Genomic DNA, 24,536 nt, shown 5'->3' on the forward strand with positions numbered 1-24,536 from the left:
CCCTGTGTCTATCCAAGCGCTAAGTGAAGTACGCAAAGAAGCAGGTCCAGATATCGAAATTATCTTGGACTCAGGCGTGATGTCCCGGTGCCGATATCGTGGCTGCTTTTAGACTCGGCGCTTACTTTGTCCTCGTCGGGCGCGCGTATCTCTACGGACCTATGGCCGGTGGTGAGCAAGGCGTGGATAAGACCATTGAGTTGTTGCCCGAAGAAGTCAGACCAGGTCATCGCGCCGTGGCTGGGAAACGCAGACGAGAACATCGACGCTTAAAGCTCGATATTTAAAAGTCAGGCTCTAGAAAGCCGAGGGGCCTGTTCACACCGTTAAAATTACGGGTGAACAGACTCCCTTTTTGCTAACTCTTCTGAGCTAAAGCTTCCCGAACGCGAAGCAGAGGAAAGCTTTAATGCGCGAAGTGGCGGGTACCAGTGAAGTACATGGTGATACCAGCTGCTTCAGCGGCAGCAATAACTTCTTCATCGCGGATGGAGCCGCCGGGCTGGACAACGGCGGAAACGCCGGCATCGATAAGCACCTGCAAGCCATCGGCGAATGGGAAGAACGCATCCGATGCTGCGACGGAACCGCGAGCACGCTCTGCGGAATCAGCCAAAGTATTCGCGCGGTCAACAGCCAACTTCGCCGAATCAACGCGGTTGACCTGGCCCATACCCACGCCAACGGTTGCACCTTCATGCGCCAACAAGATGGCGTTGGACTTTACCGAGCGTACTGCGCGCCAAGCGAATTCCAGCTCCGCGAGTTTTTCCTCGGATGCAGCTTCGCCGGCAGCCAAAGTCCAAGTCGAAGCCTTATCGCCCTCAGCCTGGTAAACGTCTGCTTCCTGCAGCAGACGGCCACCAGAGATTTCTTTGACCTCTACTGCTGGTACTTCATGCTCAGCAACAAGGATGCGAATATTCTTCTTGCCCTGCAAAATCTCGACGGCTCCATCTTCGTAGGACGGTGCGATGATGACCTCGGTGAAGATGTCAGCAACCTGGGTTGCCATTTCCTTGGTGACTTCGCGGTTGACCGCAATAACGCCACCGAAAGCGGACATTGGGTCACAGGCGTGTGCCGCTGCGTGCGCCGCTGCGATGGACTCATCAGAAACAGCGATACCGCAAGGGTTAGCGTGCTTGATAATTGCTACACATGGACGTTCATGATCCCAAGCAGCGCGCCATGCGGCGTCCGCGTCCTGGTAGTTGTTGTAGCTCATTTCCTTACCGTGCAGCTGCTTCGCATTAGCAACACCGGTCGTGCCTTCACGAACGATGGAAGCCTGCTGGTGAGGGTTCTCACCATAACGCAGCGCTTCGCCTTCTAGCTCAGCAGAGGCAGCGGAGTCATCGGCAAGCTGCTGGGCAAACCAGCCAGAAACTGCAACATCATAATCTGCCGTGTGCTTGAACGCAGTCGCGGCCAGCTGACGGCGCTGCGCCAGATCGAATCCGCCCTGAGCGACAGCCTCAGCGATGTCGCCGTAACGCGCTGGGTCTACAACAACCGCCACCGATGGGTGGTTCTTGGCAGCAGCACGGACCATGGATGGACCGCCGATATCAATCTGCTCGACGCAACCATCGAAGTCTGCGCCAGAAGCTACAGTCTCTTTAAATGGGTACAGGTTAACCACGACCAACTGGAATGGCTCAATCTCAAGCTCTTCCAGCTGATTAAGGTGATCCGGCTTGCGGGTATCAGCCAAAATGCCCGCATGCACGCGTGGGTGCAAGGTCTTAACGCGGCCTTCGAGGCACTCTGGGAATCCGGTGAGAGATTCAACCGGAGTGACGTTAATACCAAGATCAGCAATCTTGGCGGCGGTGGAGCCGGTGGACACAATCTCTACGCCTGCGCTGTCAAGCGTGCGAGCGAGCTCTTCGAGCCCTGTCTTGTCATAAACGCTAATTAGTGCACGCTTGATCTGCTTGCGGTCATCACTCATGGATGAAAGCCTTGCCTTCCTGACTGTGGGAAATCTGGTTTAAATCTCAATAATAAGCTGCTGGTCTTGAACATTCGCTGCGCGTAAGACCTGCACGATAAGCTCACGTTCGACGCTTTTGATGCGCTCATGCAAGCTTGCCTCATCATCTTCTGCCTCAATCTCTACTGCGCGTTGTGCGATGATGCGGCCAGTATCGACTCCCGCGTCCACAAAATGGACAGTAGAGCCGGTGACTTTCACGCCATAAGCCAACGCATCCCGGACTCCATGCGCGCCCGGAAAGGACGGCAGGAGTGCGGGATGCGTATTTATTGTGCGGCCTTCAAAGCTGGCCAAGAATTCAGGCCCCAGGATTTTCATAAATCCAGCGGACACCACAACATCGGCGGTACCAACCGCTGCGACAAGGTCTTTGTTCCACTGCGCGCGGTCTGAGCCTAAAAGCACGACTTCGGCGTCGATGCCTGCATCTTGGGCTCGGTTAATCCCCGGGCAGGGCTTATCCGCGACTACCTTGATAACCCGATAGGAGTCATCTTGGTTGTCGATAATATTTTGCAGCAAAGATCCGGTGCCAGATACCAGCACCACTACTTGGAGCGGGTCTTGTGCTTTCAAAACTTGCGAAGGCGATTCAGTCACGTGTTAAAGACTAGTCTGTAGCCCTTTCGAGGACGAAACGATGCCGCCAATTTTTCCTCCACCACGGAAAAGAGGACAACTTATCCCCTCTTATTGGGTATCTTTGCCTGTTTTATCGTCCTCATCGCTTTGCTGTTGGCCATCGTGGCCATCATCAGCGTGCTCGACCCCAGAAGCTTCCGTGTCATTTTCCGCAGCTTCTTGGGCTCCGTTGTCAGAGTCTGGCAATACCCCTTCCGCGGTTTGCTCTGCATTGTCGATGTCAATGTCTTCGACGCCGGGCTCGTTATTGGCATCTCCATCGCTCGGCTCATGCGTAGCAGTACCGATCCTGTCCTCAATATCGTCTTCGCCTGGCACTTCATCGGGGAAGGAACCATCTTCCAAATTATCGATCAGCTCCTCCGACATTGCTCCAACGGAGACTGCCTCACCCTGGGAGCCACCCTCGTTGGCAACGGATGTCTCTTCTTCGAGCTCACCATCAATGTAGTCCACTGCCCCATCATCACTAGCCTCATCAGCTTCACCTGCGTCGATAATTTCTGAGGATTCAGCAGCTTCAGTGGATTCGGTGGACTCAGTCTCTTCTGTTGTGGCCTCTGCTGCTGCCGCCACGGAAACATCCGCTGCCTCGTCGCGGCGGGCCTTAATTGCCATTCCCGCAGCCACCGCAAGACCGATGCCACCAACCCAGACGACTGCCAGTCCTGCCGCCATAAACACCATGAGACCCACAGACTCATAAAGGCCAAGTTCACCAGCGGTCAAATAACCACTAACCAGCACAATAATTCCTGCTGCCACACCAGATGCTGCAGCTTGGTAAAAGCTCGGACGCTTCTTTACGGCTACGTATCCGATAGCTACGGCAGTCAGCACCAACAGCCCAATTGCCCAAGGCGATGCCGAACCAGGAACCGCGCCCAACAAAGGCAATGGTGGAAGTGGAACAAGATGCACACTAAACAGGCTGACGCTGGCATCACCAATGTGAAATTCTGAACCCAATAGGATTCCCGCGACTGCAACTAGTGCATTGGGCAGGTACAGAACCGAAAGTCCAATAACCGCAAATAATCCCAAGCCAGCTAAATGCGGAAAGCTATCTGCAATCAGCGCTTGGTTCTTCCAGTTCACAGCCAAAGCAACAAGGAGGACCACAGCAGCTGTAGCCAACAAAGCTAACAACGACAAAGCAGCAAGTACTACGCCATCGACAACGTCGCGCGGAATTTTATAGCGCTTCGCTAGTGCACGCCATAGCCGTGGACCCATGCCAATAAGTAGTGCAGCCAAATGCAATACCAGCGCCCGGGCGATGGTATTTCCCAAAGGTGGTGGAGATAGGTCATAGACCTGGGCAGCATCCCACAACATAAACCAAGCAACCCCAATCAGCACGATGGGGATAGCAATTACCCAGCCCAAAAGCGCTAGGAGGTCATTCACACTGACCTTATCTTTAATAGCGCGATGAATATTTCCCGCGAGCATCCATCCCAGGATCAGCGCAGGCAGGATTGGAAGAGCAGAAATTGTTAAGTCTGCTGCCACAACAGGAGCCAGGTTGGTAACCATCCAAGACTGCGCAATGGCAGTAGGCAACCACGCAGATGGCGAACTAGTTAGCAGCACTGTTGCCGTGGCAATGGCCGCCAAAGAGAAAAACACCACAAGATTAGGGACAGCTACAACAAAAAACATTCGGCGAAGGCGCGAGCGCCAAGTCACCGGACCAGTTGCGCGCCGCGCTTTGGTTTCCTTACCCACCGTCTTGGCAACGCGCGCGGCTGACGGCGAGGCGGCCTTAACACGCCCGCGCCCTCGTGCAGAGCTGCGCGGACCAGAAGTTGACCGTGATTGGGGGCTCGTATTTTTGCTCATCAGCTATACACATTGCCACGATCTGGTTTCTTTTTAGCGTTGGCACCCCGACTCTTCAGCTAATATCCAGCCTGCTGTTAGTTCTTCGCAGTCATGTCGCTGGAGGACACCGCGGATGGAAAACCCTCAACCTTTACAATGGGTTCAAAGAACTCCTATATAAGGAGTAAATAAGTACATTTCACCGTGGCGTCAACGCGAACCTGGCCATTGCCACACAAGCCACATGCATACCGTCAAAAGTTAGAATTTCGACGACCGCTAACCCTGAAAATTTAGCCAATTTTTGACCATTTTTACCCCAGTGGCGGTAATCACATTAAATTTCATCGAGTCAATTTTAGGCCATAAAAACATCCCTGTAATCGTTTGTGCTGGCGCAACGGAGGTAGGGGCAGAATTTGCTTAGCCGCAAAATCAAGCTACCCTTGTTTAATTCCCTGAAACAGGTTGCTCGAGATCATTTGAGACGCTATTGTTACCTCTCGTTGGTAACAGTAAGGTCACAATCCGATAAAGAGCAAGGGTTCAATGTAACGCCCTCTCGCATCAACAAGATGCACACGCTCCAGGAGTGAGACGACAATAGGGAAGAAAATTTACATGCAAAGCATTTCTCGGCGCTCTGGCGTTGGACGTCACCGCAAGGTGAACACCGCACAGACGGCTAAGGGACGCATTGCTTTAGTAACCGTAGCCGCAGGCGCGGTTTCTACTGCTGGCGTTGGTGGAGCTACTGCAGCTCAGGTACAGACCGCCCCTGAAGATACAACCAAAACTCAAACCGTTGACTTCAAGCAAGTTAGCCAGACCTCTCCATTGGATCAGGTTTCCGGCAACATCCAAAACGCTGTTGAGGGGGCACAGAACCAGGTTGATTCCGCTGTTGCAGCTACCCCACAGATTTTGACCGTTGCAGAAACCAAGCCAGTTCAGAACCTCTCAGAGCAGCTCAACACCGCCATCCAGGCTTCTGAAGCTCGCGCAGCCGCTGACGAAGCAGCTCGTGCACCATCTGTCTCTCGCCCTGCTGAAGGTACTTTCACCTCCGGATTCGGCCCACGTTGGGGCTCTTTCCACGCCGGCATTGACATCGCTAACTCCAATGGCACCCCAATCCTGTCCGTTATGGACGGCACCGTCATTGACTCTGGCCCAGCATCTGGCTACGGCAACTGGATCCGCATCAAGCACGACGACGGTTCGATGTCCGTTTACGGCCACATGGAATCTCTTGACGTCGCAGTCGGCGAGCGCGTAACCGCTGGCCAAAAGATCGCTGGCATGGGCAACCTTGGCTTCTCCACCGGTACCCACCTGCACTTTGAGATTCACCCTGACGGCAACACCGCAGTTGACCCTATTCCTTGGTTCCAGGCACGCGGAATCAACATCTCTTAATTTCTTAAAGCGCAATACAAAGCCCCAGGCTGAGCTTCCACCTCCCTACCAACGACATCTTCTGGTGGATGCCCAACCCGGGGCTTTTGCCATGCCCGGAAACGCTCGTCCAGCGCCGAGGCGTCTTATGACGCAATAGCGAACAGCAGGCACCTCAAACAGGACCTTGAGGACCCAGTGGGCCTAGGAAGGCTGCAAGCCCCGCCACGACCCCTGGAACCAAGACTCAAGGCCTTCCGGCACGCCGACCAACAGCTTGCCCACACACGCGCCTAGCAAAGCGCAGAAGCCGCAAGGCCGCCGTTTGCGCGCACATTTACAACATCGTTCCCAAACGCCTTTCCAAGTTGCACCCGGGCCCGATCCCGCGCCCCACAGAGCATCACCGACTTAAGAAAAGGCAAACCAAGCAAGATATAACGATACTTAGGTCTAGATAGTTACGACACGCCGGAAATTATTCCCCGGGCCCAGAATTTGACACCCCCTTTTGCCACCCCCAGAACTTGAACCATTGGTTTACATTCGCAACTTCTTTAACATTAGCAACATGCGCAACATGCTGGGGTGTTCGAAAGGTTCTCGAAAACGAACTGCCATCACCTGCCGTTTTCCCATTGCATAGTGCGCAAACTCCCGATAACTTTAATCGCGTTGCTACAAATCAATCACAGCTATGCAACGAATTCAGTTCATCGAACGATGACGCCTTTTTAGGCGGGTGATTTCTGCATTGTGTTGATTGTGATGGCGATATCAAACACTGATGTACAGCGTTTAGCAAAGGACCGTATCTATGAAGCGCATTCCCCGCGCACTCAAAGCTGCTCTTGCAGTGGCTGCTGCTTCAGGCGTTGGCCTAGCCACCGTCACAGCTGCCACGGCAGACACCCCAGCGCTCAGCCTCAGTGTCGTCGATGGCTCTTCTCAGCCTCAAATCAACCACGTTGATAACAATGAGCTGATAAACGCCGCAACCGGTTTGTTCACAAGCATCGACGGTATTTTAAACAGTGGCGTCGTTCCGACCATTGAACGCACGGAATACGGCGTCTCAATCGTTTTGGACCCAAGTTCCATTCCTGGCCTGGCAGAGCAATTCGCTCCGGCTGACCCATCACAGCTCTCCCCGATGCGTGGCAGTACCGCTGATGGCCGCACGGTAGTCTTTCCTACCTCCGGTACGCTTACTTCCACCTACGGAGCTCGTTGGGGCACTCACCACAATGGCATTGACGTTGCCAACCCCATTGGCACTCCGATCTACGCAGTCATGGACGGTGAAGTTATCTCATCCGGGCCAGCACAGGGCTACGGCAACTGGATCCGCATCAAGCACGATGACGGCTCAATCTCCGTCTACGGACACATGCAGGCTTCATCCTTGCTCGTCGGTGTTGGCGAGCGTGTGACCGCAGGACAGCAGATTGCCTCTATCGGTAGTGAAGGTCAATCCACTGGACCGCACCTGCACTTCGAGATTTGGCCGGATGGCGCTAACGCCACCGACCCGAAGCCATGGTTTGCAGGTAACGGAATCTACTTCTAGTTTCCTAGAGTTTTTCCATAGGCAGGCCGCCCACGAGCATGAGCCTGACCTTGCCTGCGGAACCAAAGTCGATGGTTACAGTCGATCGCAGACCTGAACCATCGGCAGCGATGACTGTGCCCAGGCCATATTTGGCGTGGTTGACGCGGTCGCCTACAACTAAATCCAAATTCTTGTTCTTGGACATCGAGCTTTCCGAAGCCTTAGAAGAGCGAGTTCGCTGCGAAGGGGATGTCGCGGCGGAGCGTGAACTACGGCCCCACCCGGACCAGCTCGAGTCATAAGAACGACCGTAAGAATAGGAATCATCGTAGTCCCATGCAGAGCCCATTGAGCTTTGCGGTTCTTCACGGCGCCAGTCGATGAGATCCTCTGGGATCTCGCCGAGGAAGCGGCTGGCCGGATTCGTCATGGGGTTGCCCCAGGACGAGCGAAGAATCGCCCGAGTGAGATACAGCTCTTCGCGGGCACGAGTGATTCCCACATACGCCAAGCGGCGTTCCTCACTGAGCTCCTTCGGGTCACCGAGGGAGCGCATGTGTGGGAACTGTCCCTCCTCCCAACCGGTGAGGAATACAACCGGGAATTCCAAGCCTTTCGCAGTGTGCAAAGTCATCAGGGTGACCACGCCGGATTCATTTTCAGGAATCTGATCTGCATCAGCAACCAAAGAAACCTTCTCCAAGAAGGCCTGCAGTGAACCCGGTGCAGCCTCTCCCTCACTAAGTTCAGGGGCAACAACAATATCTGAATCAGATCCGTCAAAGGCCAATTGGTTCGCTGCTTCGGAAGAAAATTCACGTGCCACCGAAACCAATTCGTTGAGGTTGTCTAAACGCGCTCCATCTTGTGGGTCATTAGATGCTTCCAATTCCGCTTTATAGCCGGTGGCATCCAAAATAGCGCTGACTAATTCACCCAAGTCTGGCTGTTTAGTGACGTCATTTATCATCGCGGGAATCTGCCCCCGGATTCCAGACATCATGTCATTGAATTTGGTCACCGCATTTACAGCACGGGTCCCCAACCCTGGGACTTCTCCCTGTTCAGCAAAATAGAGTGCCTTACCAAAGCTGATATTGAGGTTATCGGCATGCGTGGCAATCTGCGCCTGAGCCTTATCGCCGATGGCACGCTTAGGCACGTTAATAATCCGGCGCAGACTTACTGAATCATCTGGGTTATCCATGATCCGCAGGTATGCGATGATGTCACGAATTTCGCGGCGCTCGTAAAACCTGGTTCCGCCAACGACCTTGTACGGAATGCCGGAACGCACAAAGATATCTTCCAAAGCACGCGAAGCATTATTGGTGCGGTACATGATCGCGATATCGGAATAGTTGCGTCCCTTATCCGCCAAAGCGTCAATTTCCGAGGCGATAAAGCGAGCTTCATCGTGCTCATTATCGGCGACGTAGCCAATGATCTTCTCACCCTCACCGTGGTCCGTCCACAGGTTTTTCTTACGACGGTTTTCGTTTTGCGCGATCACCGCGTTGGCGGCACTTAAAATAGTTTGGGTGGAACGGTAGTTTTGCTCGAGCAAGATTGTGCGTGCACCCGGATAGTCACGCTCAAAGTCCTCAATATTGCGGATGGTTGCACCACGGAAGGCATAAATTGACTGATCTGAATCGCCCACAACACACAGTTCAGGGCTCTTTTCTTGATCATCTCCCACCAATGCGGCAACCAGCGAGTACTGCGCGTGGTTGGTGTCCTGGTACTCATCAATAAGCACGTGCTTAAACCTGCGGCGGTAAAAGTCGACCACCTGCGGGTGCTGAACGAAGATACGCACGACTTCACCAATAAGGTCATCAAAGTCAACGGCATTAGCAGCTCGCAGGCGGCGCTGATACTCCGCAAAGACCTGCGCCACCGTAAGCGTAAATGGGTTCTTCGTCTTCTCTGCTTCTGCCAAAGCAGTCTCAGGTGAAGTCAGCTCATTTTTGAGATTAGAGATCTGATTCGCCAACACACGCGAGGTGAACTTCTTGATGTCCAGCTGCATGTCTTTAGCAATCATCGTCAACAAGCGGCGGGAGTCATCACCATCATAAATGGTGAAATTCGTATTGAGGCCAGGAACAAGTTGGGCCTGCTGGCGCAAAATACGCACACAAATCGAGTGGAAAGTAGCCACCCACATGCGCTCAGCAACAGGACCTACCAGTTGGCCGACGCGTTCTTTCATCTCTGCTGCGGCCTTATTGGTAAAGGTAATAGCTAAAATTTCCCATGGAGCAACTCCCCTATTGCCCATGAGATAAGCAATACGGCGAGTCAGCACCGCGGTCTTACCAGAGCCCGCACCAGCAATAATTAGCAGTGGCGAACCAGAATGCTCGACGGCTTCAACCTGTTGCGGATTAAGGCCCTCGACAAGCTTTTCGGCCGACACATTGACCTGCGGCCGAGCGCGATGCTGCCCTGCGTTGCTTCCGACCGTGCTAAACGGCGAAGGATTAGATAAACCACTGCCTGCCCCACCGAAAGGATTCGCTGCGGGATTTCCGGATGCAGGCGCAAAAGGATTGAGGCGAGCTTCCGCGCCTGACTGCGTCATGTGGGAATCACGAAAAAGATCGCCAGCATCCTCCGGCGGTAGATCGGCTTCTTCAGGTGGAGCAAATTCAGGTTCAGGTTCTAAAGGTGGAAGTGGAAGCTGATCAAAGTCAGTAATTTGTTCTTGTTTGTCGTTTCTATTTTCATCGCTGCGCATAATAACTTCCAACCTACCTCTTGCATCGGACACTACTTGTGTCTAAACCCATGCCAAGACCACTAGCGGCGCTTAGCCTGGGTCAATGATTCCAGTTTCTCCTACTTAGTGGCACAATAATAAAGCTATGGACACCTCTTCTGAATCTGGCCGTACTGACGCTAGCAATAATCAGTCCCAGGACGAACTCGTGGGAGAAAATATGGATTTCAACCCCGCTGGAGACAACGCGGATATTCGCATGCCTTCAGGCACTGATGACCCATTGTCTGATGCTGAGATTCAGAAGTATCGCGAAGAAATCAACCGCATGGATCGCACTATCTTAGAAGCCATCAAACGTCGCACGAAAGTCTCCCAAGCAATTGGCAAGACCCGCATGGGCTCCGGCGGCACCCGTTTAGTACACACCCGTGAGATTTCTATTTTGAACCAGTTCCGTGATGAGCTCGGCGAAGAGGGTCCCGCCATCGGCTCTGCGCTATTGCGCATGGGCCGCGGCAAGCTCGGCTAAGCACTTCTGGCGTCGCTAATACGACACCAGGCTTAAGGGGTAGCGCTTTTAAAGTGCTACCCCGATTCTATGCATTCATAGGGTGTGGACCGCTTCCCCATCTTTCTGGGATAAGAATCACGTTTTTGCAGGCAATCCTAATTTTTTATAAAAGGACCCTGCTAATACCCTGATTAATTATGAATGCTGTCTTAATTGCTGTGGTGGTCATGCTCGTGCTGGCCCTAGTGCGCGTGCATGTCGTCGTCGCAATGTTTCTTGGTTCGCTTGTCGGAGGTCTGCTCGCAGGCATGGGGTTAGACGGCACCATGCTTGCCTTCCAAGATGGCCTTGGCGGTGGCGCGAAAATCGCATTGAGCTACGCTCTGCTCGGCGCTTTTGCCATGGGTGTGGCATCGACAGGCTTGCCCCAAATCTTGGCGAATCTCCTGCTCGCCCGCGTTAACGCAACCAAGTCCAAAGTATCCCAGTTTGCTACTGCAGGCGCTGGGGGTGCTAGCACCGGGAGCGGCGTCAGTGCAGGCGGCGCACGCGACATTGATGCCGAGGAAGATCCAGCGGATCCTATCGTGCACAATGCCAGCCAGAAGGCAGTGACCACGACAAAGTACCTCATCGTGGCCGGTCTACTGGCTATGGCAATTATGAGCCAGAACATAATCCCGGTTCACATTGCATTCATCCCGCTCATTGTTCCACCACTGCTCACGGTCTTTAACAAGCTCGGCATCGACCGCCGCCTGATTGCTTCCGTGCTGACTTTCGGTTTGGTCACCACTTACATGTTTGTGCCCGTAGGTTTCGGCTCCATCTTCTTGAACGACATTTTGTTGTTCAACATCAACGAAGCCGGCTTGGACACCTCCGACATCAACATCATTCATGCCATGGCTATCCCAGCAACAGGCATGGTGGCGGGCCTGCTCATTGCGGTATTCGTCACCTACCGCAAGCCACGTGTCTACGAAGATCGCCCGTTAGCTGAAGAGCCTGATAGCCAGGAAATTTCTTCCTACAAGGTACGCGTCGCACTGATTGCTATCGTCGCAACTTTCGTGGTTCAGGTTGCCATGCAGGCTATGAGCTTTGAAGCCGATGGTTTGCTGGTCGGTGCTCTAATTGGTCTGGCTATCTTGCTGCTCACCGGCGCGGTCGAGTGGAAAAAAGCCGATGACGTATTTTCTTCCGGTATGAAGATGATGGCGCTCATTGGATTCATCATGATTACTGCGCAAGGTTTTGCAGCTGTCATGACCGAGACCGGCGAGGTCGAAGCGCTTGTCGACGACGTGACTTCTATCTTTGGCGACAACCAGGCGGCCGCGGCCGCAGCGATGCTTATCGCCGGTCTCGTAGTCACCATGGGGATTGGCTCTTCCTTCTCTACCCTGCCGATCATCACCGTGTTTTTCGTTCCACTGTGTATGTCTTTGGGCTTTTCGACCATGGCGACCGTCGCGATCATCGGCACCGCCGGTGCGCTGGGTGATGCAGGCTCACCGGCTTCTGACTCTACGCTCGGTCCAACAGCAGGTTTAAATGCTGATGGACAGCACGACCACATTCGCGATTCGGTCATTCCGACCTTCATTCACTACAACATTCCATTGCTGATCGCCGGCTGGATTGCAGCGTTGGTTCTCTAACACCACGCACCATTTAGATTTATCTTTCGCGGTTTCTCCCAATTTTTGTGGAGAGGCCGCATTTATTTTGCCCCTTAAACTAATATTTTGACTAGTTTAGGAAGTGGCTAGGTTACCTATCTCACCCCTACTTCAGCTCGTTTTACCGCTGGTATCGAAAGGTCAATCATGGAAATAACGCAACAACCTGCATGGGCAAAGCTTCAGCAGCTTTTCGAAGCTAAGAAGCACACAACGCTTCGACAGCTTTTTGCTGCCGATGCCACCCGCGCTTCGGCTTTAACCTTCGATGCTGCGGGGCTGCATGTGGACCTTTCCAAGAATCTTATTGACTCCGAAGTGGTTGCAGCGCTGGTAGAACTCGCTGAGCAAGCAGGGGTTGAAGCACGCCGCGCAGACATGTTTAGCGGCAAGCACATCAATACCACTGAAGACCGCGCTGTACTGCATACCGCATTGCGTCTTCCGGTCGAAGCTAACCTAGTGGTCGATGAGCAAGATGTCGCAGCCGATGTTCACGAAGTCCTCGGTCGCATGCGTGATTTCGCAACTGCATTGCGTTCGGGCAAGTGGCTGGGGCATACCGGCCATACCATCAAGAAGGTGGTCAACGTCGGCATCGGTGGTTCTGATTTGGGGCCTGCGATGGCAGCCCAGGCACTGCGCAGCTATGAAGTCGCGGGAATCTCCGCCGAGTTTGTCTCCAATGTGGACCCAGCCGATTTGGCAAAGACTTTGGATGGACTCGATGCCGGCTCCACTCTTTTCATCATTGCTTCCAAGACTTTTACCACGCAGGAAACTTTGTCTAACGCCCACGCTGCTCGTCGTTGGATGCTGGAGCAATTCGATGGTGATGAGTCTTCCATCGCCAAGCACTTTGTTGCGGTATCGACCAACGCCGAGAAGGTCACGGAATTCGGCATTGATACTGAAAACATGTTTGGGTTCTGGAATTGGGTCGGCGGACGTTACTCTGTCGATGCAGCCATTGGCTTGTCTCTGATGTGCACCATTGGTCCGCTGGACTTCATGCGTTTCCTCGAAGGCTTCCATGCCATGGATAAGCACTTCTGCACCGCACCACTTGAGTCCAATGTTCCAGTGCTCATGGCACTGCTAAGCGTTTGGTACACCAACTTCTATGGCGCACAGTCTCACGCTGTACTTCCCTACTCTGAGGATCTTGGCCGTTTCCCTGCGTATTTGCAGCAACTAACGATGGAGTCTAACGGCAAGTCCGTGCACCACGATGGCTCTGCGGTAGCAACCACTACCAGTCCGATTTACTGGGGTGAGCCCGGAACGAATGGCCAGCATGCTTTCTTCCAGTTACTGCACCAGGGAACACACTTGGTTCCGGCTGATTTCATTGGCTTTGCCCACCCGAAGGAAGATTTCCCCACTGCCGATGGCTCAGGTTCCATGCATGATCTACTCATGGGCAATCTCTTCGCACAAACCAAGGTGCTGGCCTTTGGCAAAACCGCAGAAGAAATAGCAAGCGAAGGCATCGCAGAAGAACTCGTGGCTCACAAGGTCATGCCGGGCAATCGCCCCACCACCACTATCTTGGCCGAAGAGCTCACCCCTGCAGCATTGGGCAGCTTGATTGCACTCTACGAACACATCGTGTTTGTCGAAGGCGTCATCTGGGATATCAACTCCTTTGACCAATGGGGCGTGGAATTAGGTAAGCAACAAGCCAACGACCTAGCGCCGGCGGTCTCTGGCAAGGCGGACATCGATACCGGTGATGAATCGACCGACGCACTGATCTCCTGGTTTCTTAAGCACCGTTAATTAACAGAATTCACGCAGGAAACATCCAGTCCCTCGCCACTGCCAATTCATACTTCTTAGACACAATAGAGCAGTTAACGCGAGTTCAGAAGGAAACGGATAAACATCGTGCAAGGAATAATCGAGTGGATCATCCAGCTCATGGAGATCCTCGGCGCCCCCGGCGTAGGCATCGCTATTTTATTGGAAAACCTCTTTCCACCAATCCCTTCTGAAGTAGTGCTGCCGCTGGCCGGGTTTACTATCTCGCAGGGCAACCTAGGTTTCTGGCCCACCTTTATCTGGGCTACCGCTGGTTCCATCGTGGGTGCCTGGGCACTGTACGGCATTGGCGCGTGGATTGGCGCAGAGCGCTTACGCAAGATTGCGGACTGGATGTGGCTGGTCGAAGCCAGCGATGTTGATGGCGCTTTGTACTGGTTTGATAAATACGGCCCGGCCTCGGTCTTTTTCGGCCGTTTCATCCCCGGTATTCGCTCTCTTATTTCCATCCCCGCGGGCATTGACCGGCTTAACCCCATTAAATTTACGCTCTGGACAGCCATCGGTTCAGCCGGTTGGAACGCTACTCTCATCTGGTTAGGGATGTGGCTCGGTCAGTCATATACACTGGTCGCTGACTATATCGACCAGTACTCCACCGTCGTTTATGCCCTTATTGCCCTAGCGATCATCGTGGTTTTGGTCCTGCTTATCCGTCGAAGCCAAAAGCGCAAGGCAGCCACCAGCGACAGCACTACAGATTCCAAGCAGTCACAGCAAGCCGATGCTTCGCAGCTTTCCGATGCCCCCGGCGTCAGCTCCTCTTCGCGCACCAAGGATTAACACCGCAACAAGATACAAAAAGTTAAAAAACAGCGCCGCGCACTCTACCATTTTTGGAGGGTGCGCGGCGCTATGTTTGAGCCTGCGGGCTTAGAGCTTAACCATTGGCTCGTAGCCGAAAGGAATGCGATCCGATGGCACGATGCTGCGTCCGAATGGGAAGCAGGTCACCGGAATCATCTTGACATTGGCAATCGCTAGCGGAATACCAACGATGGTGACAGCTTGGCCAGCTGCGGTAACGACGTGGCCAATCGCCAGCCATAGACCGGCGACGAGGAACCAGATGAGGTTACCGATGGCAGAAAACCCGCCAGTTCCCTTAGTTGGCTGAACAACGCTGCGTCCAAATGGCCACAGCGCGTAGCTAGCCATGCGGAAACTAGCCACACCCGCGGGGATAGTCACAACAAGGATGCATGCAATAACACCGGCAAGGAAATACCCCGCCGCCAGAAAGAAGCCACCGAAGATAAACCAGATGATGTTCAGGATAGTTTTCATAGAACCTAACCTAGTCGACATCACTGACATTGACATCAGGGTTTACCTCCATTTTCTATTCTGTGACCACACCTCATGATTCTGCGGTCAGCGAATTTAATCTCGGCGTGGTTGGCAGTGTGGGCAGACCCAGATGATGCGCTCGAGCTCGCCTTCTTCGCCACCGGCATCGGGGCCGCCGAGTCTGTCTGTGTAGATGGCGGTGCCGCAGCGTCGGCAACGCTTGTGGTTTCTGCCGAAGACATAGGTGGTTTCCCCGGCGCGCCGCACTCCGGTGGTTACGCGCACTGGCGAGTTTCTGTTTGCCCACATGATGCGGTGGGAGATGTCTACTATCCTTTCCACCAGCTCTGGCCCGATAGCGGCTACAGAGTCACTGGGATGAATACCGGCAATGAAACAGGCTTCAGCGCGGTACTCGTTACCGATGCCCGCGACATTCTTCTGGTCAAGCAACGCCGCACCGATTGAACGCTCTGGCCGAGCCAGGATACGTTTGATGGCCTCGTCACGGCCATCAGACTCCCATTGCTCATCCAGAATATCTGGCCCGAGGTGCTCGATATGGTCGTAGTAGTTGTCAATCGGGTACACATCCACGTTGCCAAGGCTGTGTCCGACTACTTCGATATCGCGTGGGGTATTTGCCAGTTTTAAAACGACGCGGGCGCTAAAGCCAGGCTTGCGCCACTTATCGCCCTCGTAGTGAATGGACCACTGCCCTTCCATCTTCAGGTGAGTATGCAGGATCTGCTCCCCGAATTGCATGAACAGGTGTTTGCCGTAGGGCCAGACATTTTCGCAATAATCGCCCGTAAACGTGGCCGCGGCATAGCGCGGTACTCGGATGGAGGTATAGGTGACTTCGCGGCCGACCATGAACTGCATCTTGTTGGACAGCTGTAAGACTGAATCGCCTTCGGGCATTATCGCCTTCCTCTTCCTCGTGGCGGCTGCGGTCCCCGGCGCGGACGCATCGGTCCAGAGCTTCGTTGTTGTGGAGGTTCTTCCGTCGGTGGATCATCGAAGCTGAGCTCGTCTAGTGCCTCGTTGATGCTTCTGCCCCGCCGCGGGCTCGGCGCTTCGGTGTCCGGCTCAGCGTCTACTTCCCATTCGAAGGTACCGGGTGCATTCGTCGTGCCATGTTCTCTCCTCGTGCCCGGCGCATTGGGCACGCGAGGGGCGGCGGACTTGGTGGCAAGGCGGATACCGCGGGGGCTAATACCAGCGCCAAGGGCGCGAAATTGATTCGCAATTGTGGAATCGAAGATGGAAGTGCCGTTGGCCTTTTCGATGACCAGCGGGCTGAAGCGTCCGGTGGAAATCAGAGCCATGAGAGCACGGTAGACATATTCGAGTGCTTGGGCATGCTCGATGCCTTCAGGCAGCTGATCAAAGAAGGTCGTGAGTGTCTTGCCCCCGCGGGTGAGGTGTGCTGCGCAGAGGCCATCGATAAGCACAACGAGCGCACCGGCGGCACGCGATGGTCCTTGTTGCGGCCATGGCAAAGCAGCACCGTAGGGGTTGGCCGGGTCACAGGCGGCAAGCACCACGGTATCGGGCGTGGTGGTGCCAGATGGCCAACCGGTGATATCCGGGGAATCACTCAACCCGCGCAGCCGGTCAATGACCGCTGGCGTGGAAAATTGGGCGGCACCGAGTCCTTCAATGACGTATCCGCGCATGGCTTTGCCGGATTCTTCAAAACCGGACAGAACCTTATAAGCCAGGGCGAATCCGCCGAGGACATCTTCAGAGACCACCGAGCCGCGGGTGACCACGCCGTAGCGATCCAGCCAGGCTTCGCCTTGGGCAGCCGAGCGCGCCGTGGCATCGTGCGACGCCGGGATGGTCAACGCCCAGCGACCATTCATGTCCGGCGGGGTGGGGTTCGCGCGTTGGGTTTGGGCGAAAGAGGTGCGTCCCATGCGCAGGCGGGAGCGCTGCGGGCGGCGCTTTTGCTTATGCGCGCTGCGCCCAGACCCGTGCGCGGAAAGCCTAGTGCGGATAGGTGCAAAAGAATCGGGGCTGACAAGGCCCATCTCTACTAGTCCCCAGAGTGCTTCACGTACTTGGTCGGTAGTGGGGGCATCACTACCAGCGCCGACACCCACGTCTAATCCGCGCTCATTAGAAATGGAGGTATCGCGGTAAATATCGGCGAAAAGGAAACCACCGCCGCGCGAGAGCAACGCCAAGATAGATTCTTGTAATCCAGTAAGACCTGAGATTTCCTCATCCTGGATGGGCACTAGCCCCGCGGCGTAATCGGCAGGAAGCAGCATCACCCAGGGATCAGAAGAGCCTGCTTTGCCCGCACCGACGATGAGCACTTCGCCGTTAGCGGTTAGCTCATCGAGCATGAGAGGTGAATAGTCACCAACGCGGGATGGCAGCACCATCGATTCCCAGGCAGAAGCCGGCAGGCGCACCCCGGCAAGTTGTTCGAGTACGGCATAGACACCATCGGCGCCCCGCAGGGAGGGCCGGCGCATATTACCGGTGGCACCTTCAATCACCGGTGCCACGTTGTTCCAGTCCGGTAGGAAGCGGCCAAAGGTCGCGGCAGATACAGGTTCGGTCTGCGCGCGGGCACGTGCCAAAGAGCGAGAGCGAATAACGCGCAGGACTTCATTCGCACAGTATTCGACTTCATCCACGCCCCGGCGGTAGTGGCCGTCGATGACCGAGTCCATGCGGCTAATCGTGGAATGCGCGATGGAGACGGAGAGGGAGAAGGCATCGGCAAGCTCTCGCAGCACAAACGGACCTCTGGTGCGTGCCCAGCGCGATACCAGCTGGTCGAGGGCATCAGTAATCGTTTCTACCTGCGCGGGGGTACCCGGTGGGACAGGAATGCCGAGGCCATCGCGAAGCAATGCGGCGTCTTGGGCTTGGGCTAAGTGCATGCGCCCGCCGATGCGAACTTCCATGATGCGATGGCTAAGTTGCTGGTGCAAGGTCTGGAGCGGCACATCGGTGTGCTCACCTAAATTATCTACCGGGATGGGGCCAATAACCCGCAACATATCAGCGACCTGTTCACTGGTCTGCGGGCGTCGGGTGGGATCGGTGCGCTGCAGCTGGGCATGGACCTCAGCGATAATCTCGGGCTCAAGAAGCTCACGTAACTCCACCGTGCCCAATAACTTAGCCAATAATGCCGGGTCAAGGGCAAGGGCTGCCGCACGCTTTTCTGCCAGCGGGCTATCGCCCTCGTACATAAATGCGCCGGTGTAGTTAAACAACAACGAGGACGCGAAAGGCGAAGGCTGCTCCGTGGTGACCTCCGCGATACGTACTTTGCGGTGCGCAATCTCGCGGATGACTTCCACCAAGCTCGGCACATCGTAGACATCTTGGAGGCACTCGCGCACTGTTTCCAAAATGATGGGAAATGATGGATATTTCCGTGCGACATCCAAAAGCTGCTCGGCGCGCTGGCGCTGCTGCCACAACGGCGCGCGCTTTCCCGGATTGCGCCTAGGAAGCAGCAATGCCCGGGCAGCGCATTCACGAAACCGCGAGGCGAAAAGCGCTGAGCCACCGACTTGCTCGGTGACGATATCTTCAATCTCATCCGGGTCGAAGGCAAAAATCGACGCATCCGGCTCCGCCTCACCTTCTGGCAGGCGCAACACAATTCCATCATCGCCGGCCACCGCCTGGGCATCCATGCCGGTGCGCTCTGCAATGCGCGCGCCAATCGCCAGCGCCCATGGGGCATTAACCCCGCGGCCAAACGGCGAGTGCAACACGATGCGCCAGTCGCCCAACTCATCTTTAAACCGTTCCATCACCAGCGTGGAATCATCCGGAATCGAACCCGTGGCCTCATACTGCTCATGCAAAAAGGCACGGAGGTTATCCTTCGCCCACGCATCAGTATGGGTAATCAGCTCCGGGTTCGCATGCGCCTCACGCCGAAACGCACCAATCGCTTGGCCTAATTCATACGGTCTACCAGCGGCGTCGCCCGACCAAAACGGCAAGCGGCCGGTATGCCCCGGCGCCGGAGTCACAATCACTTGGTCACGGGTGATGTCCTCAATTCGCCACGAGGACGCACCCAGGGTAAATACATCGCCGACGCGCGATTCATAAACCATTTCCTCATCAAGCTCACCCACGCGACGCGGTGCGCCCTCACCACCGGCGATGAACACACCAAACATGCCGCGGTCAGGAATCGTGCCAGCATTAGTCACCGCCACCCGTTGCGCGCCGGGCCGCGCGGTCATCACACCGGTAATCCGGTCATAGACCACGCGTGGGCGCAGCTCCGCAAAATCAGTGGACGGGTACACGCCAGAGACCAAGTCAATGACAGAGTCAAAGACCTCACGCGCCAAATCCCGGTATGGCCAGGCCCGGATGACGGTGTCATACCAGTCATCGGCGGTTAGCCCCTCTGGGGCTGCAGCTACCGCGGCGACGGTGTGCTGCGCCAAAACGTCCAAGGGATTAGTGGGGATATGCAGCTTTTCGATGCCCCCTTCCACCATCTTCTGCACCACCACCGTGGTCTGCAGAAGATCCGCTCTGTGCTTGGGATAGAAAGAACCATGACTGGTAGCACCGACAACGTGCCCGGCGCGCCCGATGCGCTGCAGGCCAGAAGCCACCGCCGGTGGGGATTCCACCTGAATGACAAGCTCTACCGCACCCATGTCAATGCCCAGTTCCAAAGAACTCGTAGACACCACAGCGCGCAGCGCACCTTCTTTAAGCATGGTCTCAGTCATCGCGCGCTCATCTTTAGATACTGAGCCGTGATGCGCTCGCGCAATGACTGCCGGGGCTTTGCCGGCAACATCCACAGCTTTCATCAGCTGCGCTGGGTCACGGCGTAGCTCCGGCGACAAGGATTCCGGGTCATGAATGGACGCCCAGATTTCATTCAGCCGCGAGGTCAGGCGCTCTGCGGTACGCCGGGAGTTGACAAAGACCAGCGTCGAGCGGTGCTCCATCACTTGGTCATAGATGGCCTGCTCAATAAAAGGCCAAATAGAGCTCGCCACCGGCAGGGCCGATTCTGTTAAACCCGAATCAGCGGCATCGACAAGTTCTTGCGAGGTAATCCCCAATGGATCATCTACTGTCATCTCACCGATGGTGGAGCCTTGCTCCGGCGTGGGCAGATCCGACATGTCCTCGACCGGCACATGGATATCCAACTGCCACTTCTTCTTCGCCGGCGGCGCAATAATCTCCACCGGCCGCCCACCGCCTAAGAAGTTCGCCACCGTTTCTAGCGGACGCACCGTGGCAGACAAACCGATGCGCTGAAACTCCCCTGCTACCTGCGCCAGGCGTTCCATGGTCAACGCCATGTGCACCCCACGTTTAGACCCAGCGATGGCATGGATTTCATCAATGATGACCGTATCCACCGTGGCTAAAATGCCCGCGGCCTTCGAGGTCAGCATCAAATACGCAGATTCCGGCGTGGTAATCAAAACATCAGGCGGCTTGCGCAACTGCCGGTTGCGCTCCGGCTGCGGGGTATCGCCCGAGCGCACGCCAATAGATATATCCGGCTCATCCACACCCAGGCGCTGCGCCACGCGCGAAATACCTGCCAACGGCACCCGGAGGTTGCGTTCAATATCCACACCAAGCGCCTTCAAAGGCGAGATGTACAGCACCTTCACCCCAGCGTTGGTGGTGCTTCCTCCCTCTGAGCCGAGTCCCACCCCGTCATTGCGCGCTGCAAGCGGCAGTGAAGTTTGGCCTTCGCGTTCAATCAGGTTGTTCAGCGCCCACAAGAATGCGGCCAAGGTCTTACCTGAACCAGTGGGTGCGACCAGCAAAGCGTGATTGCCTCGGGAAATAGCGTCCCAGGCTTGTTCTTGGACGGCGGTCGGTTCGGTGAAAACATCCTCGAACCATCCAGCAACAGCTGGCTTGAAGCGAGAAAGAACGTTTTTGGCCATGCCTTACTTTATCGCGATGGGTAGTCTTAGGGACTATGACAGTCCAGCTCTCTGATGCTCGCTTAACCAATATGATCGCTGAAGGATGCGGCGAGATTTTAAAAGGTGTCCGTAAAGGCGGCCTTCTGCGCGGCCGCGCCTTGGGAGACGCTGGTGATGAACTAGCCCAATCGTGGATCTCCCGCGTCTTAGAACAACACCGCCCCAACGACGGATTCCTATCCGAAGAAGCCGTTGATGACCTAGACCGGCTCGGCAAAGAGCGCGTGTGGATTGTGGACCCACTCGATGGCACCAAAGAGTTTGCCACCGGCCGCCAGGACTGGGCAGTGCACATTGCACTCGTCATCGATGGCATCCCCAAGCACGCCGCGGTAGGTCTGCCAGACTTGGGCGTTACCTTTAAATCCTCTGATGTGCGCGCTGTGCAGGGACCGCTGGCTAAGAAATTCGTGGTCTCGCGCAACCGCCCTCCTAAGGTCGCGCAATACATCACGCAGCAGATGGGCTACGAAACAGTAGGCATCGGTTCTGCTGGGGCCAAAGCCATGCACGTCCTTTTAGGCGATTATGACGGCTATATCCATGCCGGCGGACAATACGAGTGGGATCAGGCAGCCCCAGTAGGTGTGGCCTTAGCCTCAGGCCTGCACTGTTCACGCCTTGACGGCAGCCCAATAAGCTTTAACAATGAAGACACTTACATCCCCGATTTAGTGGTATGCCGTCCAGAATTAGCCGATGAAATCTTGGAGCACGCAGCCAAGTTCGCAGCTGAAAGTCTCAGCTCCTAGTCGTCACGGAACGCCGTGATGAGGCGGCGTGATAATCGATGCCTCATCCCCTAAACTTAGCGGCATGACTAACGCCGCTTCCATCCCAACTCCATATGAAGAGCTTTTAAAAAACGTCTTAGAAAACGGTGCTCAAAAATCCGACCGCACCGGCACCGGAACGCGGTCACTTTTCGGACATCAGCTACGTTATGACTTAAGCAAGTCTTTTCCACTGCTGACCACCAAGAAGGTTTATTTCCACGGTGTTATCGGCGAATTGCTGTGGTTCTTACGCGGGGAATCCAACGTCTCGTGGCTGCAGGAAAACAAGATTCGTATCTGGAACGAGTGGGCTGATGACAACGGCGAGCTTGGCCCTGTCTACGGCGTGCAGTGGCGCTCCTGGCCTACTCCAGATGGCCAACACATTGACCAGATCCAGGCAGTGATGGATCAGCTAAAGAATAATCCTGATTCGCGCCGCATCTTGGTCTCTGCGTGGAATGTTTCTGAGCTAGACAAGATGGCCCTGATGCCATGCCACTTGCTCTTCCAGCTCTATGTTGCCGAAGGCAAGCTATCGATGCAGGTTTACCAGCGCTCCGCCGACATGTTTTTGGGAGTTCCATTCAACATTGCTTCCTATGCGGCACTGACCCATATGTTTGCCCAGCAGGCAGACCTGGAAGTTGGTGAACTCATCTGGACCGGTGGCGATGTGCACATCTACAATAACCACGTTGAGCAGGTCAAAGAGCAGCTCTCCCGTGAACCACGGGAATACCCACAGCTGAAGTTGAAGAAGGCACAGAGCATCTTTGACTATAACTTCGAGGACTTTGAGGTAGAAGGTTATGACCCACACCCAGCTATCAAAGCTCCAGTGTCAGTCTAGGATGAAACCATGAGCTTTCTTGGTGCGATTTGGGCACAGTCCTTGGATGGAATCATCGGCGACGGCAAACAAATGCCGTGGCACGTACCGGAAGATTTAGCTCATTTTAAAGAAGTCACCCTGGGCAGCCCGGTGATTATGGGACGCAATACCTGGGAGTCACTTCCTGAGAAATTCCGTCCGCTTCCCGGACGTGAGAACTTTGTGCTTTCAACGCGTGAGCCTGGCCAGTGGTCTAACGGCGCGACGGTCTTAAACCGCCTGCCTGAATTGACCGAAGGATGGATCATGGGCGGCGGCAAGCTGTATGCCTCTACTTTGGAGCAGATGGATGTCCTGGAGGTAACTCTAATGGACGTCAATGTTGCCGACGCATATGGCGATGATGCTGTCTTTGCACCCTATATTCCTGAGACTTTTAGCCAGACTTCTGATTCCGGATGGCAGACCTCAGCAAAAGGTCATCTGACCATTCCGAATCAGCCGGCCAGCGAGCTGCCCGTTAAGTATCGATTTATTAGTTATGAACGAAAGGACGCTGCCTAAAAATGGCAATCGTAACTCCTGAAACCACCGAACACGTCACTGTTTTCTTCGCCGACTGGTGCCCATTTTGTGCCCGTCTGCGCGCAGACTTAGACCAGTCGAAAACCCCTTATGCGGCCGTTGACGTTGATAACGGCGCAGAGGGTAATGACGAGCTCAATGAGTGGATTAAGTCCGTCAATAATGGCAACCGCGTTGTTCCCACCGTGCTGTACTCCGATGGCACCCACGCCACCAACCCACCGGCTAGTGACGTGCGCGCAAAGCTCGAGGAGCTAAGTAATTAATTAACGTCTTCCCCGAAAAGCTCCAACATGTCTTTTGGGGACAATGTGGTGTTAAGCCCGGCTAGCTCTTTGGAATAGATGGTCTTTAGGTATTCATCTAAAACATCTTTGAGCTGCTGGGCATCAAACTTATTCAGCAGCATGATGCGCTTCGGCTCGCTTCCGCGCACAAGCTTTTCGATGGACAAGGTCTCCACCCCCTCCTCCGCTGAAACCGTGCGCGCGATAATCTCACGACGTTGAACGTCAATAAATTGTGGTTCTAAAGCATCAGCATCTTCTTGATAGGTCATACTCCTCAAAGTAGCGCACCTGGGGTAAACAGAGGCCATATTCTGGAACTAAACCGCTGTCGCCCACCAACATCACATCCCAGTTTTAGCTCACGGCTACTACTCGGGTAACCTAAAGATGTTCACAACCGACCTTCGCTGAGTCTTTTGACTCGCGGTTTGTTGTGAACGGCCCTGCCTTAGTAGCTCAGTGGATAGAGCACGGCTCTCCTAAAGCCGGTGTCGCAGGTTCGACTCCTGTCTAGGGCACCATTGTCCTGAAGTCGATACATAGTTGAGACTATGAGTCGAGTGATGGCTGACAGATACCGCCGCGAGGTTGGAACAGTGTTCTTTCCTCACGG

General features: G+C 54.9%; 19 protein-coding genes and 1 tRNA gene. 12 read left to right on the forward strand and 8 right to left on the reverse strand.

Going from position 1 to position 24,536, the window contains the following annotated elements; all coding sequences use genetic code 11:
* Positions 1 to 98 precede the first annotated feature (98 nt).
* Positions 99 to 287, forward strand: coding sequence for an alpha-hydroxy-acid oxidizing protein (locus tag CSTAT_RS13910; protein WP_272867659.1), 189 nt, complete (start codon positions 99 to 101; stop codon positions 285 to 287).
* A gap of 119 nt (positions 288 to 406) precedes the next feature.
* Here the strand turns inward: CSTAT_RS13910 and purH are convergent, their stop codons facing one another.
* The 3 genes from purH to CSTAT_RS13850 all read right to left on the reverse strand — a co-directional run bounded on the left by purH (position 407) and on the right by CSTAT_RS13850 (position 4,489).
* A complete protein-coding gene (purH, locus tag CSTAT_RS09225; RefSeq protein WP_075723191.1) occupies positions 407 to 1,957 on the reverse strand; it encodes a bifunctional phosphoribosylaminoimidazolecarboxamide formyltransferase/IMP cyclohydrolase in 1,551 nt (516 codons plus the stop codon).
* 39 nt (positions 1,958 to 1,996) lie between these two features.
* Positions 1,997 to 2,602 carry a phosphoribosylglycinamide formyltransferase gene (gene purN / locus CSTAT_RS09230; protein ID WP_197462006.1) on the reverse strand — a complete coding sequence of 202 codons (606 nt, stop codon included), beginning with the start codon at positions 2,600 to 2,602 and terminating at the stop codon, positions 1,997 to 1,999.
* Between the two features lie 90 nt (positions 2,603 to 2,692).
* Positions 2,693 to 4,489, reverse strand: a complete 1,797-nt coding sequence (locus CSTAT_RS13850) for a cell division protein PerM (protein WP_083640800.1) — start codon at positions 4,487 to 4,489, stop codon at positions 2,693 to 2,695.
* A gap of 603 nt (positions 4,490 to 5,092) precedes the next feature.
* On the opposite strand from CSTAT_RS13850, the gene CSTAT_RS09240 reads away from it, so the two are divergent.
* A complete protein-coding gene (locus tag CSTAT_RS09240) occupies positions 5,093 to 5,890 on the forward strand; it encodes a M23 family metallopeptidase (RefSeq protein WP_075723193.1) in 798 nt (265 codons plus the stop codon).
* A 796-nt stretch (positions 5,891 to 6,686) separates the two neighbouring features.
* Complete coding sequence (locus CSTAT_RS09245; protein ID WP_075723194.1) at positions 6,687 to 7,439, forward strand: M23 family metallopeptidase; 753 nt, start codon at positions 6,687 to 6,689, stop codon at positions 7,437 to 7,439.
* Positions 7,440 to 7,443: 4 nt separating this feature from the next.
* On the opposite strand, the gene pcrA is transcribed toward CSTAT_RS09245, so the two are convergent.
* Positions 7,444 to 10,011, reverse strand: coding sequence for a DNA helicase PcrA (pcrA, locus tag CSTAT_RS09250; RefSeq protein WP_075723889.1), 2,568 nt, complete (start codon positions 10,009 to 10,011; stop codon positions 7,444 to 7,446).
* Between the two features lie 358 nt (positions 10,012 to 10,369).
* Here pcrA and CSTAT_RS09255 point away from each other — a divergent pair, with 358 nt between their 5' ends.
* From CSTAT_RS09255 to CSTAT_RS09270, 4 genes are all read left to right on the forward strand, one after another.
* A complete protein-coding gene (locus CSTAT_RS09255; protein WP_075723890.1) occupies positions 10,370 to 10,681 on the forward strand; it encodes a chorismate mutase in 312 nt (103 codons plus the stop codon).
* 179 nt (positions 10,682 to 10,860) lie between these two features.
* Positions 10,861 to 12,327: a Na+/H+ antiporter family protein gene (locus CSTAT_RS09260; protein ID WP_075723195.1), complete on the forward strand. Its 1,467-nt coding sequence runs from the start codon at positions 10,861 to 10,863 to the stop codon at positions 12,325 to 12,327.
* 168 nt (positions 12,328 to 12,495) lie between these two features.
* A complete protein-coding gene (gene pgi, locus CSTAT_RS09265) occupies positions 12,496 to 14,130 on the forward strand; it encodes a glucose-6-phosphate isomerase (protein WP_075723196.1) in 1,635 nt (544 codons plus the stop codon).
* 108 nt (positions 14,131 to 14,238) lie between these two features.
* Positions 14,239 to 14,955, forward strand: a complete 717-nt coding sequence (locus tag CSTAT_RS09270; RefSeq protein WP_211273001.1) for a DedA family protein — start codon at positions 14,239 to 14,241, stop codon at positions 14,953 to 14,955.
* 90 nt (positions 14,956 to 15,045) lie between these two features.
* Here the strand turns inward: CSTAT_RS09270 and CSTAT_RS09275 are convergent, their stop codons facing one another.
* From CSTAT_RS09275 to CSTAT_RS09285, 3 genes are all read right to left on the reverse strand, one after another.
* On the reverse strand, positions 15,046 to 15,459 hold the full coding sequence (locus CSTAT_RS09275; protein WP_075723197.1) for a YccF domain-containing protein: 414 nt from the start codon (positions 15,457 to 15,459) through the stop codon (positions 15,046 to 15,048).
* A gap of 96 nt (positions 15,460 to 15,555) precedes the next feature.
* Complete coding sequence (locus CSTAT_RS09280) at positions 15,556 to 16,386, reverse strand: DNA-formamidopyrimidine glycosylase family protein (protein WP_075723198.1); 831 nt, start codon at positions 16,384 to 16,386, stop codon at positions 15,556 to 15,558.
* Entirely contained in the window at positions 16,386 to 21,395 is a 5,010-nt protein-coding gene (locus CSTAT_RS09285; protein WP_075723199.1) for an ATP-dependent helicase, read from the reverse strand. Before CSTAT_RS09285 ends, CSTAT_RS09280 begins: the two co-directional genes overlap by 1 nt.
* 35 nt (positions 21,396 to 21,430) lie before the next feature.
* Here CSTAT_RS09285 and CSTAT_RS09290 point away from each other — a divergent pair, with 35 nt between their 5' ends.
* The 4 genes from CSTAT_RS09290 to CSTAT_RS09305 all read left to right on the forward strand — a co-directional run bounded on the left by CSTAT_RS09290 (position 21,431) and on the right by CSTAT_RS09305 (position 23,899).
* Positions 21,431 to 22,189 (forward strand): 3'(2'),5'-bisphosphate nucleotidase CysQ, encoded by a 759-nt coding sequence (locus CSTAT_RS09290; RefSeq protein ID WP_075723200.1) that lies wholly within the window; start codon positions 21,431 to 21,433, stop codon positions 22,187 to 22,189.
* Positions 22,190 to 22,253: 64 nt separating this feature from the next.
* Positions 22,254 to 23,066 (forward strand): thymidylate synthase, encoded by an 813-nt coding sequence (locus CSTAT_RS09295; RefSeq protein ID WP_075723892.1) that lies wholly within the window; start codon positions 22,254 to 22,256, stop codon positions 23,064 to 23,066.
* A gap of 9 nt (positions 23,067 to 23,075) precedes the next feature.
* Positions 23,076 to 23,612, forward strand: a complete 537-nt coding sequence (locus tag CSTAT_RS09300) for a dihydrofolate reductase (RefSeq protein WP_066837611.1) — start codon at positions 23,076 to 23,078, stop codon at positions 23,610 to 23,612.
* Positions 23,613 to 23,614: 2 nt separating this feature from the next.
* Entirely contained in the window at positions 23,615 to 23,899 is a 285-nt protein-coding gene (locus CSTAT_RS09305) for a mycoredoxin (RefSeq protein WP_075723201.1), read from the forward strand.
* Here the strand turns inward: CSTAT_RS09305 and CSTAT_RS09310 are convergent.
* A complete protein-coding gene (locus CSTAT_RS09310) occupies positions 23,896 to 24,192 on the reverse strand; it encodes a cg0963 family protein (protein WP_066795415.1) in 297 nt (98 codons plus the stop codon). The two genes, CSTAT_RS09305 and CSTAT_RS09310, sit on opposite strands and share 4 nt — an antisense overlap.
* A 176-nt stretch (positions 24,193 to 24,368) precedes the next feature.
* Between CSTAT_RS09310 and CSTAT_RS09315 the strand changes: the two genes are divergently transcribed.
* Positions 24,369 to 24,444: transfer RNA gene (locus tag CSTAT_RS09315), tRNA-Arg, on the forward strand.
* Positions 24,445 to 24,536 lie beyond the last annotated feature (92 nt).

It is taken from the genome of Corynebacterium stationis (assembly GCF_001941345.1).
Lineage (GTDB): Bacteria > Actinomycetota > Actinomycetes > Mycobacteriales > Mycobacteriaceae > Corynebacterium > Corynebacterium stationis.